Origin of the sequence: Hoeflea sp., assembly GCF_039975035.1 — a bacterium.
Classification (GTDB): Bacteria; Pseudomonadota; Alphaproteobacteria; order Rhizobiales; family Rhizobiaceae; genus Hoeflea.
On record NZ_JBDWHW010000099.1, the window covers coordinates 1 to 15814 of the forward strand.

The window sequence follows — 15814 nt, forward strand, 5'->3', positions numbered from 1 at the left end:
CCGACAGGTCACGGCCCTCGACCTGCAACGATTGCCCTTCCAGACGGGCGTCAAAAGCTGGCGCCGAACTCTGCCCGGAGATCGTTGCCGACAGCTTGAGGCCACCGGAGACGGCGTCATTGACCCCGGCCAGATTTGACAGGCTCGCTTCGATATCGCCGGAGATCTCGCCATCGCTGCCAAGTGCGACGCCGCCTGATGCGGCGGCGAACTCTGAAGAAAGCTGAAAATCCTGCACGATCAGCGCTCCGGCCTCGTCGAGAGATATTTCCCCCTTGAAGTCCGTATCCGTGCCCAGCATCGCAGATGCCTGTTCGGACAGAACCGCATTGCGTACGGAACCTGAGAGGCTTGCCTGCAAAGCGCCTGCGCTGTCATAGGTAGCGCCCTCGATGGCAACATCCGCGACGCCCGTTTGAATACGGATCCTGTCGCTGGAGATTGCTCCGTCTTCCGCAAGTGCGACCTTGCCGGACAGTGTCACGCCGCCTGCCAGGGCCCGGGCCAGAATGTCATTGCTGGAACCAACCGCGCCGATCTTCACATCGACGGATCCCGTTCCGCTGCGGGTCGCAAGCGAAAACCGGTCAAAAGTCACAACCGCCGTGATTGCGTCTGCGCTGTATCCGGACCCGGCCACGCGGTCCGCCGCGACCTCTACATTGAGGGCGGCTTCCTCGGCGCTGCCGCTAACGCGCAGCTTGGCTTCGGGAACCGACAGGCTTACGCGCGATGCACCTTCGCCAAAGCTCAGGGCAACGGCGCCCGGTCTCGGAGACACGGACAGGGTGAGATCGACCTGGCCTTCGCGCGCCACGCGTCCGCGCCCATCGGCGCTCAGCCGGTCGGAAGAAAAGGTAAAGACATCGATCACCGCGCCATTGCGGTCCGGTTCGATCAGGCCCTCCACCAGCAATTCGCTGCGCCCCGCCACAATCTGGCTCAAGGATGGCGGCAAGAACCTTTCGAACAATCCGCCTGCTTCAAGCGAAATCATCTCACCCGCTTCGCCGGCGACGAGCCGCATGGTGGCGTCCGCAACGATCTCGTCATTGATCAAGCCATTGGCATTGAGCTGCCAATCGGTGAGCGATCCTTGAGATGTTGCGGTCACACTGATTGCATCCTCGGGAAACAACCCCAGCAGGTTGGCCATGACGCCGCCCGCGGGCTCATTGAGCTTTGCCGAGATATTGAAGCGGTCTTCCGCCTCCTGATAATCGGCATCCAGCGTCAGTTCACCGCCAACGCCATCGGTCCGCTTGACCACCAGATCGGCCAGCGCTGTCGTCATCGCCGCATCGAGCTTGGCGCTGCCCCTGGCTTCAAACCGTGCGACCCGTCCGGCTACCGGCTCGCCCACCACGATGTCCATCGCTGAAAACCGCTTGATGTCGAATGCCAGCGGCAGGACCAGCGCGCTGCTCTCCGACCCGGAGTCGTCAGCTTGTGGCAGCCGCGCCAGTTCCACCCGTTCAATGGTGAAATCGTCGACCGCCAACCCGGCACTCAACAGCGCCAGCGGTGACCACTCGATTGTGATTCCCTTGAGCAGCAGCCACGGTTCTCCGCTGGCATCGCTCAAAAGCACATGACCAATCCGTGTCGAGCCTGACAACAAACCATCGATCCGGTCGATCTCAATATTTTGCGACGGGCCAGAGCCCAACCTGTTCAAGCTCAGCGCAATCATCCGGCCACCCGGCGTCGTCGAGAAAATCAGCACCACGACCGCCAGCACGACCAGAACAAGGACAGCCAGCCAGCTTATCCCGCGCCGGACCAAACCCCAACGGGACCTGGATCGTTGTTTGGCAACCATGTCAGAAGGCCTGCCCGATCCCGGCGTAAATTCCGTAGTCGGGATCCAGAGGCCCTTTGTTAAGCGGCACCGCAACATCAATGCGCAGCGGTCCGAAAGGGGTTGAGTAACGCAGGCCGAGCCCCGCTCCCACCTTGAATTCCGCGCCAGAGAAGTCCTGATTGGCGCTGACCAGACCGGCATCGATAAACGGCACGATACCGATTGTGTCGGTCACGCCAATGCGCAGTTCCGCGGAACTCTCCAGCACGGAGCGTCCGCCAGTGGGCTTCCCAGTGGCGTCAACCGGCCCGATATCCTGATATCCATAGCCGCGCACCGAACCGCCGCCGCCTGCATAAAACCGGCGGTTTGCAGGTATCGAGGCAAGGTCTGCCCCATAGATCGACCCGGCTGCAATACGCCCTGCGGCAACAAAGCGTTTCTCGGCGTCAAGCGCACGATAGGCGGACGCCTCGGCATGAAGCTTGACGAAGGTTGCCCCGGAATTGATTTCATATGCGGGTTCAACCAGCAGCGACAATCGCGTACCTGTCGTTGGATTGAGCTTGTTGTCACGCGTGTCGCGGACATATTCGAGCGGCAAGGCCACGGTGATCGTTTCGAGATCGACATTGAAGCTGTCGGTCAGCGTGGCATATTCGACATCGATGCCTGCCGAAACAGTCTGTTGCTCGGTGAGTTCATAACTGATCCCGACCGCACCCTCGACCGAAAAACGACGGTAAGCGTCCGGATCTTCCTGCTCGACTTCGAGCTTTGATGTGAACTTGGAAGCCGGGCCGAGGACGCCCGGCTTTTCAAACAGAATGGCTCCGCGCCAAGTCATATCCTCGGCTTCGCTGGTTTCGCCCAGACCGTTGAGCGATCCCTCGATTCTGAGTTTTTCCGCCCGACCGAACAGGTTGCGGTGCCCCCAATAGGCCTCCATCCCGCCGCCATCTGTTGATGAATAGGTGGCGCCAATGCCGAGATACCGGTGCTTGCGTTCCGAAACATTGACCTGAACCGGCACTGCGCCATCCGCAGACAGGCTGTCGGCGCCGCGTACGGTCACACTGGAAAACACCTCGAGCGCGCGCAAGCGTTTCTCCGCTGCGGCAAGGGCCGCCGGATCATACTGCTCTCCATCGGGAATTCCGGTCATCCGTGCAATGAAAGCCGAATCGACGCTTTGCGCGCCTTCAACGGTGGTTTGTCCGAAGGGCGCGGTGGGTCCGGCATCAAGTTGCAGCGAGACATCGAGAACGCCACTGGCGTGGTCTGCGACCACATCGCGACCGGAAACCTGCGCAAACGGATGCCCGCTTTTCTCAAGTTGGCGGATCAGCGATTTTTCGGCGTTCAGAATGACGGTCGATTTCGCAAGTTCGCCCGTTGAAAGCCCCTTCTCGGCGGCGGAATAAGTCTCGCCATCGCCATCGCGTATGACGATCTCGCCGAAACGGAACTGCTTGCCCGGCTTTACCAGAATGCGAACAGGCACGGGTTCGGCGCTTCGCAAATCAGCATCGGGCGGCAGAACGGCCAGCGGCCGGTTGTTGATCAGGATCCGTACTTCGCCGGCATAGCGGGCATTCTCGTAAAGAGCGGCAACCAATTGCTCGAAATCACCATTTGCGCGCTGAATGAGGCCGATCGAGCCCGGCACCGGGCGATCCGCCTCCCGCATCAACTGCGACGCCGCTTCCAGATCAGTCTGCAGTTCGCCTTCGGGGTCTGCCCCCTCCACTTCGAGTGCGATTGTGTAAGACAAGGGATCGGCGATTTCGATCGCGCTGTCCTTGTCGCTCTCAAAAAGCTTGAGCCCGAATATCTCGAAAGCATCTGCCGGCATTGACGGCAGGGTCACGGCAAACCCCAGACACAGGACAGCCGAAAGGCTGCGCAGCCAGCACCGGCCGCGCGCTCCGGAGGTTTTGTCCTGCGCAACGTTCATAGTGTCCAATCTAGCAGGCTGCAGTGAACGGATCCTGAACACCGTCTGTCTTTCAACGCCTCACCTGAAAACATGGTCCCCTTATATAGAGGCATGGGTCCCTTATATAGAGGAATGGGTTGATTTTTCTCTCTTTCCGCTCAACCACGGCCGAAGAAGTCCGCCTTGCCCAACGGCACGCCATTGTGACGCAGGATCGCGTAGGCTGCGGTCATGTGAAAGTAGAAATTCGGGAACGCATAGCCCTGAAGATACTGGGCGCCCGGAAATGTCATTTCCCGGGGACCGACCTTGAGCGTGATGTCGCGATCTTCCGCACCCTCAAATCCGGCTTGCGGCACGTTGAGAATGAAATCGCGTACCTTGGCGATGCGGGCCTGCAATTCGGTAAAAGTCTCCTCCGAATCGGGGAATGACGGCACATCAACGCCGCCCAGACGCGCAGCCGCTCCCTTGGCATGATCGGTGGCGATCTGGACCTGACGCTTAAGCGGAAACATGTCGGGTGCAAGACAGTCGTTGAGCAGCACAGAAGGGTCGATCTTGCGCTCGCTCGCCCAGGCTTCGGCCTTTGTCAGCACATGGGCCAGATTGGTCAGCATGCCTGCATAAAACGGCACTGTCATGGAATACATGGAAATCGACATTGAATACCCCGGCGTGAACTCGCGGGAACCATTTTCCCGTTGCGATGTATGTGGATCGCCGCACCCAGGCTGGCAAGCGGCATTGGTATCCGGGGCAAAACTTCTTTGTGACCGGATGTCGCAATTTCCTCTTGTGCACCGGGTTTCGATTTCGCAATCTGCCGCCGGATCGAGCCGGGAGTTGAATTATGAAATCGCATGCAAGAGCCGTGGTGATTGGCGGCGGCGTCGTGGGTTGTTCAGTGCTTTACCATCTGGCCAAGGCCGGATGGAGCGATGTGATGCTGATCGAGCGCTCCGAACTGACCTCGGGCTCGTCCTGGCATGCCGCAGGCGGCTTTCACACGCTCAACGGCGATCCCAATGTTGCCAAGCTGCAAGCCTACACCGTCAGCCTCTATGAGGAGCTTGAAGAACTCTCCGGTCAGTCCTGCGGATTGCACCTGACCGGCGGCGTGATGATGGCTGACAGTCCGGAACGGATGGATTTCCTCCGTCTGGTGCACGCCAAGGGGCGTTATCTCGGCATGGAGACCGAATTGATCACCCCGTCCGAAGCCAAGGCGATGTTCCCACTGATGGACGAGAGCAATTTTGTCGGCGCGCTGTGGGATCCTGTCGAGGGCCATCTTGATCCCTCCGGCACCACCCATGCCTACGCCAAGGCCGCGCAAAAGCTCGGCGCGGAAATCGTGCTGCGCAACCGCGTCGTTGAGCTGACCCAGGAAGCCGACGGCACCTGGAACGTGATCACCGAACAAGGCACGGTGAAAGCCGATCACGTGGTCAATGCCGGCGGATTGTGGGCGCGCGAAGTCGGCCGCATGGTCGGTCTCGAATTGCCGCTTCTGGCCATGGAGCACATGTATCTGCTCACCGAGGAAATGCCGGAAGTGCTTGAGTTCAACGCCAGGACCGGTCGTGAACTGGTTGGCGTCATTGACTTCAAGGGCGAGATCTACACAAGGCAGGAACGCTCCGGCATTCTGCTTGGCACCTATGAGAAAGCCTGCAAGCCCTGGTCGCCAATCGACACGCCGTGGGATTTCGGCCACGAACTGCTGGCCCCCGATCTCGACCGCATCGCGCCGTCGCTGGAAGTCGGCTTCCGCCATTTCCCGGCCATGGAAAATGCAGGCATCAAGCAGGTCATCAACGGCCCCTTCACCTTCGCGCCTGACGGCAATCCGCTGGTCGGCCCCGTCCCCGGCCTGACCAATTACTGGACCGCCTGTGCCGTCATGGCCGGGTTCAGCCAGGGCGGCGGCGTCGGTCTGGCGCTGTCGAACTGGATGGTCAATGGTGATCCCGGCGCCGACATCTGGGGCATGGATGTGTCGCGTTACGGTGAATGGGCTACCTTGCGCTACACCAATGCCAAGGTGCGCGAAAACTATTCGCGGCGCTTCTCCATATCGTTCCCCAACGAGGAGCTGCCCGCCGCCCGCCCGCAGCAGACCACCCCGCTCTACGACGTCATGGTGCGCGACAATCACGCGGTGATGGGCGACAGCTGGGGACTGGAAACACCGCTGTGGTTCGCACCGTCCGCGGACGAAGCCCACGACGTGCTCTCCTTCCACCGATCCAATGATTTCGAGCATGTCGGCAACGAGGTCCGCGCCGTGCGTGAACGTGTCGGCGTCACCGAGATCGCCAACTTCGCCAAATACCGGGTCAGCGGTTCCGGCGCGGAAGCCTGGTTGTCGCACCTGATGACCAACACCATGCCCAAGACCGGGCGCCTCGTTCTGACCCCGATGCTCAATGAATTCGGCAAGCTGACCGGCGATTTCACCATCGCCAAGGTGGCCGACGAGGATTTTATGGTCTGGGGATCGTCAGCGGCGCAGCGGTACCATATGCGCTGGTTCAGCAAGCACCTGCCCAAGGACGGATCGATCCGGGTTCATCGCTACGATCTCACGCTCGTCGGTCTGTCGATTGCCGGTCCGCGCGCCCGCGACCTGCTCGCCAAACTCACCGACGATGATGTCTCCAACGCCGCGTTCCGCTTCATGGATTTCCGAAAAATGGATGTCGGCGGCGCGCCGTGCATGGTCAACCGAGTCACCTACACCGGCGATCTGGGATACGAAATCTGGATGGAGCCGTGCTACCAGCAGGCGGTCTACCGCGCCATCAAGGCAGCGGGCGAGGAATTCGGCATCGCCGACTTCGGCATGCGGGCGCTGCTGTCGATGCGGCTTGAGAAGAACTTCCCCACATGGTTCCGTGAACTAAGACCGATCTACGGCCCCTACGAGGGAGCAATGGAGCGCTTCGTCAAGCTCTCGAAGAACGACTTCATCGGCCGCGAGGCAGCAGCCAAGGAACACGCTGACGGTCCGAAACTGATGCGGACCTCGTTCCTCGTCGATGCGCTGGATGCCGACGTGATGGGCGACGAGCCGGTCTGGGCCAAGGTCGGCGACACCGATTACGGCACGGTCGAACCACCGCACGGCTATGGCGCACCGCGCTTTGACGGCGATGGCAAAGAGATCGCCAAGCCCGAAGGCGGCACCTTGCGCGATGGCGACTGGCGCGTGGTCGGCTGGATCACCTCCGGCGGCTATGCCCACACGATCAGCTCCTCGATGGCCCAAGGCTACATCCCTGCAGCCCTTGCGACGAATGGCAACAAAGGCATGTTCGAAATCGAAATCATGGGCATCCGCCGCCCGGCACGGATTGCGCTGGAAGCGCCGTTCGATCCAAAGGGCGAGAAGATGCGGAGTTGAATTAGCCGAAGTCGTGCACCCCTTCCTTCTCCCACATGGGGGAGAATGGAGGGGCACCGGCGCCATCTGCCGAATACCTCAGACACAAAAACGCCCGCGAAGTCAGCGACTTGCGGGCATTTCAGGACTCAACTTCCAAACCACCTGACTCAACTTCTCAGGCAGAGAAGCCAGATCAATCGGCGCGTACCACCGGATTGCCGGCTTCCGCCAGCCTGGCCAGATCAGCGGGTTTCAATTCGACGGATTCGCCGCAGCCGCAAGCAGACGTCTGGTTCGGATTTTTGAACACGAAGCCCGAGCGCAGCTTGGTAATTTCGTAATCCATCTCGGTGCCGAGCAGATAAAGCACCGCCTCCGGCGCCACGAACACAACCGCGCCGTCGCGCTCGATCCGGTCATCCTTGGGATTGGCTTCCATGGCCAGATCGATGGCATATTCCATCCCGGCGCAGCCGCCCTTCTTGATGCTGACGCGGATGCCCTGCGCACTATCTGAGGTCTTGAGGATTGTCTTGACACGCTCGGCTGCAGCCGGTGTCAGTGTCATTACGGCAAATCCCATCACAGTCTCCTTCAGCCACGCGGGTTCAAGGCCCGCTGCTTCGTTCCCTGAATGTAGTGTGGATCTCTCAGGTTAACAAGGAGTCCACACCAAACCGCTTGTCCGGCCCATCAATACCAGCCAACCGCCACTTGCGCTTCTTCGCTCATCCGGTCCGGCGTCCAGGGCGGATCGAAGGTCATCGACACATCGACGCCGGAGATGCCTTCAACGGTGTTGACGGCGTTTTCCACCCAGCCCGGCATCTCGCCGGCCACCGGACAACCCGGTGCTGTCAGCGTCATGGCGATCTTGACCATCCGGTCGTCCTCGATATCGATCTTGTAGATCAGTCCGAGTTCATAGATGTCGGCCGGAATTTCCGGGTCATAGACGGTCTTCAGCGCCGAGATGATGTCGTCGCTCAGTCGCGCCAGTTCTTCGCGCGGGATCGCAGACTCGGCAACTGCGGCGTCAGTTTCAGTGACTGCGTTTGGATCAGTTTCGGATGCGTCGCTCATCGGCCTTGCTCCTTCAAGAGAAAAATGCCCGCGCCTTGTCGAGTGCCTCGACCAGCACATCGATTTCCTGGCGGGTATTGTAAAGCCCCATCGAGGCCCGGCATGTCGAGGTCGCGCCGAACCGCTTCAGCAACGGCTGGGCGCAATGGGTGCCCGCCCTGACCGCCACACCGGACCGGTCGATCAGCATCGAGACATCATGGGCATGAATACCCTCGATTTCGAAGGCAAAGATCGCGCCTTTGCCCGGCGCGGTGCCGATCAACCTGAGTGCATTGACCGCCGACAGCTTTTCCTGCGCATAGGCAGCCAGATCCGCCTCATGGGCCGCAATGCGGTCACGGCCAAGCCTCTCCATGTATTCAAGCGAAGCACCCAGCCCGATCGCCTGCACGATCGGCGGAGTGCCGGCTTCAAAACGGTGCGGCGGGTCATTGTAGGTGATGACGTCTTCGCTGACGTCGACGATCATTTCGCCGCCACCCATGAAGGGCTGCATGACCTTGAGCGCCTCGGTCTTGCCGTAGAGCACGCCGATGCCCGAGGGACCATAGAGCTTGTGGCCGGTCACCGCATACCAGTCGCAATCAAGATCCTGCACGTCCACCGGCATATGCACCGCCGCCTGGCTGCCGTCGACCAGGACCTTGATGCCGCGCTCATGCGCAATGCGGCAGACTTCCTTGACGTCAACCACCGTGCCAAGCACATTGGACATGTGCGTGATGGCGACGAGTTTGGTCCGTTCGGTCAGCGCATTGCGGAAATCATCCAGATTGAAATTGCCCTGATCGTCGACGCCGACCCAGACCAGCTTCGCTCCCTGGCGTTCGCGCAGGAAATGCCATGGCACGATATTGGAGTGGTGCTCCATGATGCTCACAACGATCTCGTCGCCTTCACCCAGGTGGGGCATGCCGTAGCCGTACGCGACGGTATTGATCGCCTCGGTGGTCGACTTGGTGAACACCACATTGTCCACCGACGGCGCGTTGATAAAGCGCTTGACGATCTCGCGCGCATTCTCATAGGCATCGGTGGCAGCATTGGAGAGGAAATGCAGCCCGCGGTGCACATTGGCGTATTCATTCGAATAGGCTTGACTGACAGCGTCGATCATCGCCTGCGGCTTTTGCGCAGACGCCCCGTTGTCGAGATAGACCAAAGGCTTGCCGTGCACTGTCCGCGACAGGATCGGAAAATCCTTGCGGATCGCTTCAACATCGTAAGCCTGATTCAAAATATCAGCCATGATCGACAAGCCACTGTTCAATAAGGGTTTCCAGAGCCTCTATCAGTTCCTCGCTGTCAAGTTCGTCGATCAGTTCATCGACAAACCCATTGACCAGCAGCGCCCGCGCGGATTTCTCGGTGATGCCGCGCGCCATCAGATAGAACAGATGATTGTGATCGATATCGATCACCGTGGCGCCATGGGCGCAGATCACGTCATCGGCGAAAATCTCCAGCTCGGGTTTGGCCGCGAACTCGCCGTCGTCGGACAGCAGTAATGTGTTGCAGGCCATCTGCGCATCGGTTTTCTGTGCTTCCTTGGCCACACGGATCTGGCCCTGGAATACGCCGCGCGCCCGGTCCAGCACCACATTGCGGACAATCTCCTTCGATGTCGTGTTGGGCACTGTGTGGGCAAGCGTCAGCGTCACATCGGTGTGACTGTCACCTGCCAGCAGATTGACGCAGCGCAGATCGAAATGGGCGCCCTCGCCCGTCACATCCACATGCACTTCCTGCCGCACCAGCTTGCCGCCGGCATTGATGACATAGAGTTTCAGAGTGGCATCGGCGCCGAGCGTGGCGCTGAGCTGGCCGAGATGCTGGTCATTCAAGACCCGGTCTTGCAGGATGATCCAGGTCACATCCGCGCCGTCGGCTACATCAAGCGTTGTCACCGAAGTCGACAAACCCTCATCGGCCCTGTCTCCGACATGGCGCTCGATCACCGTCGCCTTGGAGCCGGCACCGGCCTTGGCGACAAACCGATTGTGCACCTGGCCGCCGGACTGAACCGCTTGCAGCTCGATGATCTGGTCGAGTTCGACAGCTTCTTCTATCGAGAAGGCATAGCCATCGCTGACAAATGCGCCGTTGAGTTGCCCGATGAGATCGTCATAGCCGCGCGCGGCAAGAGAGGGCGCAGCCTCTCCGGACACCAGCAGGTCGATGAACGGGGTAAGCTCCACACCTTCCGGCGCCGACAATTCTGCACTCCTGCCTTGAACCACCGGCCATACGGCACTGCCCCGAACCAGCGGATCGATTGCCCGCGCGCCGCCACTGGGGTTACCCGGCAGTCCCCGCATCAGGTTTCTGAGATCGGTGTAATGCCAGCTTTCGATCCGCCGGGTCGGCAGTCCGGTTTCGGCGACGGTGCTCAGCAAGCGATCGCGCGCGACTGTTACCTTGGCGTCACCCGGCAATTGACCGACCATCTCGGCGAAACTGTCAAGAATTGCCTGCTCGGCTGTGGTGCGTGGCGGCTTGGTCTGCATGTTCATGCTTGTCTCTCCTGGCCTTGCGGCCCGTCTTTTCGGCGCTGGTTCAAGCGGCGGCTTCGATAATCCCGGCATAGCCATTGGCTTCGAGATCGAGTGCAAGATCCTTGTCGCCGGATTTGATCACCTGGCCCTGGTAAAGCACGTGCACGCTGTCGGGCACGATATACTCGAGCAGGCGCTGATAGTGGGTGATGACGATGACAGCGCGGTCAGGCGACCGCAGCGCGTTGACGCCGTCCGAAACAATCTTGAGCGCATCGATATCGAGGCCTGAATCGGTCTCGTCCAGCACACACAGCTGCGGCGACAGCAACTTCATCTGCAGGATTTCCGCGCGCTTTTTCTCGCCGCCCGAAAATCCGACATTGAGCGGACGCTTGAGCATGTCCGGATTGATCTGCAGGCTGGCGGCAGCTTCCTTGACCAGCTTGATGAAGTCCGGTGTCTTCAGCTCATCCTCGCCGCGCGCCTTGCGCTGCTCGTTCATCGCCACCTTGAGAAACTGCATCGTGGCGACACCGGGGATTTCAACCGGATACTGGAACGCCAGGAAAATGCCCTTGGCGGCGCGTTCGGACGGATCAAGCTCGAGAATGCTCTCGCCATTGTACAAGATGTCACCCTCGGTGACCTCGTAATCGTCGCGTCCCGCCAGAATGTAGGACAGGGTGGATTTGCCCGAGCCGTTCGGCCCCATGATGGCCGCCACTTCGCCGGCCTTGACCGTCAGATTGAGGCCGCGAATGATTTCAGTGCCGTCTTCGGCGATACGGGCATGAAGGTTCTTGATTTCAAGCATGTCGTTGTTTCCCAAGTCGAATTCAAATTTAATATCGGTTGGCGCTCAGTCTGTGCGCGCCATCTGTCTCACAGCCCTGCCAGGCCTTTCACAATCGGAAGCAGCGTCGCTGCCAGGATTCCGACAATGCCGCCGATGGCAATCCGCACCGCCCTGCCGCCGAAACTCGGCGCCAATGCTGACAACACGCCACAAATCACGGCGTACCAGGCAACAGCGGTTCCATCGATGCTCATTCTCGGGCTCCCCTGACACGGCCCGGTTCAGTCGTCGTCGTTCTGCAAACCCTGCAGGCGTCGTGCGATAGAGGCCAATTCCATACGCGCACGGTGCAACTCGGTGCCCAGCATCTTCTCGCTGGTCCCGGTTGAGCCACGCGAAATCGCTTCCAGAAGATCATCAATCGACCCACCCAGATCCTGGTACCGGCTTTTGAGCTTGTCGATTTCGGCTTTCGTTTCCGCTTTCAGTTTCATTGCAGACATCCAATCCTGCGTTTGAGCTCGATCAGGGCGCCGCCGGCAGCGGGTTAACCCACGCTGCCTTCGAGCGAAATCCCGATCAGCTTCTGGGCTTCCACGGCGAATTCCATCGGCAGCTCCTGAATGACTTCCTTGACGAAACCGTTGACGATCAGCGCGATCGCCTCTTCCTCGGGAATGCCGCGGGCCAGGCAGTAAAACAGCTGGTCCTCGGAAATCTTCGAAGTCGTGGCTTCATGCTCGAACTGCGCCGTCGAGTTCTTGGCCTCGATGTAGGGCACCGTATGCGCACCACACTCATTGCCGATCAGCAGGCTGTCGCACTGGGTGAAATTGCGCGCATTCGACGCCTTGCGGTGGGCCGAAACCTGGCCGCGATAGGTGTTGGACGAATGCCCTGCGGAAATCCCCTTCGAGATGATCCGGCTCGACGTGTTCTTGCCCAGATGGATCATCTTCGTGCCCGAATCGATCTGCTGGTAGCCGTTCGACACCGCAATCGAATAGAACTCGCCGCGCGAACCATCGCCACGCAGAATGCAGGACGGGTACTTCCAGGTGATCGCCGAACCGGTCTCGACCTGAGTCCAGGAGATCTTCGAATTCTTGCCGCGGCAATCGCCACGCTTGGTGACGAAATTGTAGATCCCGCCCTTGCCGTCCTTGTCGCCCGGATACCAGTTCTGCACCGTCGAATACTTGATCTCGGCATCGTCCATGGCGATCAGCTCGACGACAGCCGCATGCAGCTGGTTCTCGTCGCGCTGTGGCGCCGTGCAGCCCTCGAGATAGGACACATAGGCGCCCTCCTCCGCGATGATCAGCGTGCGCTCGAACTGGCCGGTGTTCTTTTCGTTGATGCGGAAATAGGTCGACAGCTCCATCGGGCAGCGAACGCCCTTGGGCACGTAGACAAACGATCCGTCGGTAAACACCGCCGCATTGAGCGTGGCGTAGTAATTGTCGGTCACCGGAACGACGGTGCCGAGATATTTCTGCACCAGTTCGGGATGCTCGCGCATGGCTTCCGAGATCGACATGAAGATCACGCCTGCCTTGGACAGTTCTTCCTTGAAAGTGGTGACAACCGAAACCGAATCGAACACCGCGTCGACGGCGATCTTGGGTTTCTGCACACCGGCAAGAATTTCCTGCTCCTGAAGCGGAATACCGAGTTTTTCGTAAACCCGGAGCAGTTCCGGGTCGACATCATCAATCGACTTCGGCCCGGCGCTGCTTTTCGGCGCTGAGTAATAATGGATATCCTGGAAATCGATCTTCGGATAATCGACCCGCGCCCATGTGGGTTCTTCCAGAGTAAGCCAGCGCTTGAACGCATCCAGCCGCCATTCGAGCATCCATTCCGGCTCGTTCTTCTTGGCCGAAATCATCCGGATCGTATCTTCGTCCAGACCCTTCGGAGCTGTATCGCTTTCGATAACGGTCTCGAAACCGTATTTGTATTGGTCAACGTCGATTTGACGGACCTGATCAATGGTCTCCTGCACGGCAGGCATGGCGCTCTCCAATCTCGCCGGGTCAAGGCCGGCAGCTTGTTAACGTCGTGTGGAAAACCTCAGGGAGGCTTACCGCACTATGTAGGGCGTGATGACTGTTCACGCTATGTCATTTGCGAAAAATCCACATTTCGCAAACAGAATTTCCATCACCGCGTTAAGCGGCTGCTTGTGTGCCCCTGCGGGTCATCCGCCGGGCATTGATCGTCTTGAACGCATCAAGAAACCGGTTGATGTCGTCCACTGTATGGTTCCGGCCCAGACTGACCCGGATCGCACCGAGATCGGCATCGGCGCCCATTGCCACGAGAACGTGGCTCTGACCTATCTTGCCCGACGAGCAGGCAGCTCCGGCCGAAACCGCCAAGCCTTCCATATCAAAGGCAATCTGCGCAGTCTCCGCCTTTAGCCCGGGAAGCGAAAAAAAGCTGGTATTGGCCAGCCGCTCGGCCTGCCTTCCGTGCACGATCAGATCCGGAGCCAGATCGCGCAACCCCGCCTCCATCCGGTCGCGCAACGCCGCGACAGCAGACACACCGGAAAGCGACTGGACCGCGACTTCGGCCGCCGCGCCAAACCCGGCGATGCCAATCAGGTTTTCGGTGCCGCCGCGATGACCCTTTTCCTGGCCTCCGCCGCGCAACAACGGCACGGGCATCAAGGTCTCGCCTGCGCTGACGAGTGCGCCGGTTCCCCTTGGTCCGCCGATTTTGTGACCGGAGAGGATCAGGAAATCGGCACCCAACTCTTCAACCGACAAGGCCAGCCGGCCAGCTCCCTGAACAGCATCGACCACCATAAGCCCCTGATGTGACCGCACGATGGCCGCCGCCTCGCGCACCGGCTGCAGCACACCTGTCTCATTGTTGGCAAGCTGCAACGCGAGCATCGCCTGACCGGAAGACTTGTCGTGCCCAGTGAGTGCGGAGTCCAGAGCTTCAAGCTCGAGGCGACCCAGCGCATCGACCGGCAACACGGTAATCTGCTCGGGTGCAAACCGGCCACCGGCCAGAACGGCGGGATGCTCTACGGCGCAAACAAGCAAACGCGACACATGAATTGGCGCCCGTCCCATGCGGTAATCCGGGGTCAGCACATGATTTGCGGCTTCGGTGGCGCCGGAGCAGAACGTAACCTGGGCGGGCGAAACATCACACAGCCGCGACACCGCTTCACGCGCACGTGCAATTGCCGACCGGGCCCGGCGTCCCTCGGCATGAACGGACGACGGATTGCCCGGCAGCTCCATTGCATCAAGCATTGCGGCCCGCGCCTCGGGCAGAAGCGGAGCAGTTGCATTGTAATCGAGATAGAGGCGCTCGTTCGCCATGGTGACCTTTACCCGTAATTTGCGCCATCCCTGAACGGGCAGACGCATTTTTCTTGAATTTTCGGTGTCCGATGCCGTAAGACACACAAACTTTCAGCGAACCCGCTGCAGTTTCGAACGATTCTAAACTAGGTTCTAGGGAGCCTCCCCGTTCCCGTCAAGGGCGAGGAAGCGATATCCAAGCGCCCGAGCCATCCGACACCAGCCGGCAGGCCGCGCGAACCCAGCCCATGCATGGAGTACCAATGCCTGAAGTCATTTTCAACGGACCAGCCGGACGCCTCGAAGGCCGCTACCAGCCGGGCAAGGAAAAAAACGCGCCGATCGCCATCATATTGCATCCGCATCCGCAATTCGGCGGCACGATGAACAACCAGATCGTCTACCAGCTGTTTTACATGTTTCAGCAGCGCGGCTTCACCACGCTCAGGTTCAATTTCCGCTCGATTGGCCGCAGCCAGGGCGAATTCGACCATGGCGCAGGTGAATTGTCCGACGCCGCCGGCGCGCTCGATTGGGTTCAGAGCCTGCACCCCGATTCGAAAAGCTGCTGGGTCGCCGGCTATTCCTTTGGCGCCTGGATCGGCATGCAGCTGTTGATGCGGCGGCCGGAGATCGAGGGCTTCTTCTCGATTGCGCCGCAGCCCAACACCTATGATTTCTCGTTTCTGGCGCCCTGCCCGTCTTCGGGCCTGATCATCCATGGCGACGCCGACCGGGTCGCGCCGGAAAAAGACGTCAACGGCCTGGTCGAGAAGCTGAAACTGCAAAAAGGCATTCTGATCACCCAGAAGACAATGCCCGGCGCCAACCATTTTTTCACCGGCCAGGTCGACGAACTGATGGGCGAATGCGAAGATTATCTTGACCGCCGGCTCGCCGGTGAACTGGTGCCTGAAACTGCGGCCAAGCGTCTGCGCTAACGCGCGTCGCATTCAAAGCGAACTGGGAAG

14 protein-coding genes are annotated in these 15814 nt (G+C 59.9%); 2 read left to right on the top strand and 12 right to left on the bottom strand.

Annotation, left to right across the window (positions count from 1 at the left end; translation table 11 throughout):
- The 3 genes from ABJN75_RS08265 to ABJN75_RS08275 all read right to left on the bottom strand — a co-directional run.
- Nucleotides 1–1822: hypothetical protein (locus tag ABJN75_RS08265; protein ID WP_348438604.1), on the bottom strand; the 1822-nt coding region annotated here is incomplete at its 3' end.
- 1 nt (nucleotide 1823) lies between these two features.
- The gene (locus ABJN75_RS08270; RefSeq protein ID WP_348438606.1) at nucleotides 1824–3674 is read right to left on the bottom strand and encodes an autotransporter assembly complex family protein; all 1851 of its coding nucleotides are present in this window, start codon (nucleotides 3672–3674) and stop codon (nucleotides 1824–1826) included.
- A gap of 227 nt (nucleotides 3675–3901) precedes the next feature.
- On the bottom strand, nucleotides 3902–4408 hold the full coding sequence (locus ABJN75_RS08275; RefSeq protein WP_348438608.1) for a DUF1993 domain-containing protein: 507 nt from the start codon (nucleotides 4406–4408) through the stop codon (nucleotides 3902–3904).
- A gap of 188 nt (nucleotides 4409–4596) precedes the next feature.
- Here ABJN75_RS08275 and ABJN75_RS08280 point away from each other — a divergent pair, with 188 nt between their 5' ends.
- Entirely contained in the window at nucleotides 4597–7152 is a 2556-nt protein-coding gene (locus ABJN75_RS08280; protein ID WP_348438609.1) for an FAD-dependent oxidoreductase, read from the top strand.
- 175 nt (nucleotides 7153–7327) lie between these two features.
- Here the strand turns inward: ABJN75_RS08280 and sufA are convergent, their stop codons facing one another.
- From sufA to ABJN75_RS08325, 9 genes are all read right to left on the bottom strand, one after another.
- On the bottom strand, nucleotides 7328–7717 hold the full coding sequence (gene sufA, locus ABJN75_RS08285) for a Fe-S cluster assembly scaffold SufA (RefSeq protein ID WP_348438611.1): 390 nt from the start codon (nucleotides 7715–7717) through the stop codon (nucleotides 7328–7330).
- Nucleotides 7718–7827: 110 nt separating this feature from the next.
- A complete protein-coding gene (locus ABJN75_RS08290; protein WP_348438613.1) occupies nucleotides 7828–8217 on the bottom strand; it encodes an SUF system Fe-S cluster assembly protein in 390 nt (129 codons plus the stop codon).
- A gap of 13 nt (nucleotides 8218–8230) precedes the next feature.
- Nucleotides 8231–9469, bottom strand: coding sequence for a cysteine desulfurase (locus ABJN75_RS08295; RefSeq protein ID WP_348438615.1), 1239 nt, complete (start codon nucleotides 9467–9469; stop codon nucleotides 8231–8233).
- Nucleotides 9462–10733 carry a Fe-S cluster assembly protein SufD gene (gene sufD / locus ABJN75_RS08300; protein ID WP_348438617.1) on the bottom strand — a complete coding sequence of 424 codons (1272 nt, stop codon included), beginning with the start codon at nucleotides 10731–10733 and terminating at the stop codon, nucleotides 9462–9464. The genes ABJN75_RS08295 and sufD overlap by 8 nt, the downstream gene beginning before the upstream one ends.
- Nucleotides 10734–10776: 43 nt before the next feature.
- A complete protein-coding gene (gene sufC, locus ABJN75_RS08305) occupies nucleotides 10777–11532 on the bottom strand; it encodes a Fe-S cluster assembly ATPase SufC (protein WP_348438618.1) in 756 nt (251 codons plus the stop codon).
- A gap of 68 nt (nucleotides 11533–11600) precedes the next feature.
- The gene (locus ABJN75_RS08310; protein ID WP_348438620.1) at nucleotides 11601–11768 is read right to left on the bottom strand and encodes a hypothetical protein; all 168 of its coding nucleotides are present in this window, start codon (nucleotides 11766–11768) and stop codon (nucleotides 11601–11603) included.
- Nucleotides 11769–11795: 27 nt separating this feature from the next.
- On the bottom strand, nucleotides 11796–12008 hold the full coding sequence (locus ABJN75_RS08315) for a hypothetical protein (RefSeq protein ID WP_348438622.1): 213 nt from the start codon (nucleotides 12006–12008) through the stop codon (nucleotides 11796–11798).
- Between the two features lie 53 nt (nucleotides 12009–12061).
- Nucleotides 12062–13531, bottom strand: coding sequence for a Fe-S cluster assembly protein SufB (gene sufB, locus ABJN75_RS08320; protein ID WP_348438624.1), 1470 nt, complete (start codon nucleotides 13529–13531; stop codon nucleotides 12062–12064).
- Between the two features lie 157 nt (nucleotides 13532–13688).
- Complete coding sequence (locus ABJN75_RS08325; RefSeq protein ID WP_348438626.1) at nucleotides 13689–14861, bottom strand: cysteine desulfurase family protein; 1173 nt, start codon at nucleotides 14859–14861, stop codon at nucleotides 13689–13691.
- Nucleotides 14862–15106: 245 nt separating this feature from the next.
- Between ABJN75_RS08325 and ABJN75_RS08330 the strand changes: the two genes are divergently transcribed.
- Nucleotides 15107–15784 (top strand): alpha/beta hydrolase, encoded by a 678-nt coding sequence (locus ABJN75_RS08330; protein ID WP_348438628.1) that lies wholly within the window; start codon nucleotides 15107–15109, stop codon nucleotides 15782–15784.
- Nucleotides 15785–15814 lie beyond the last annotated feature (30 nt).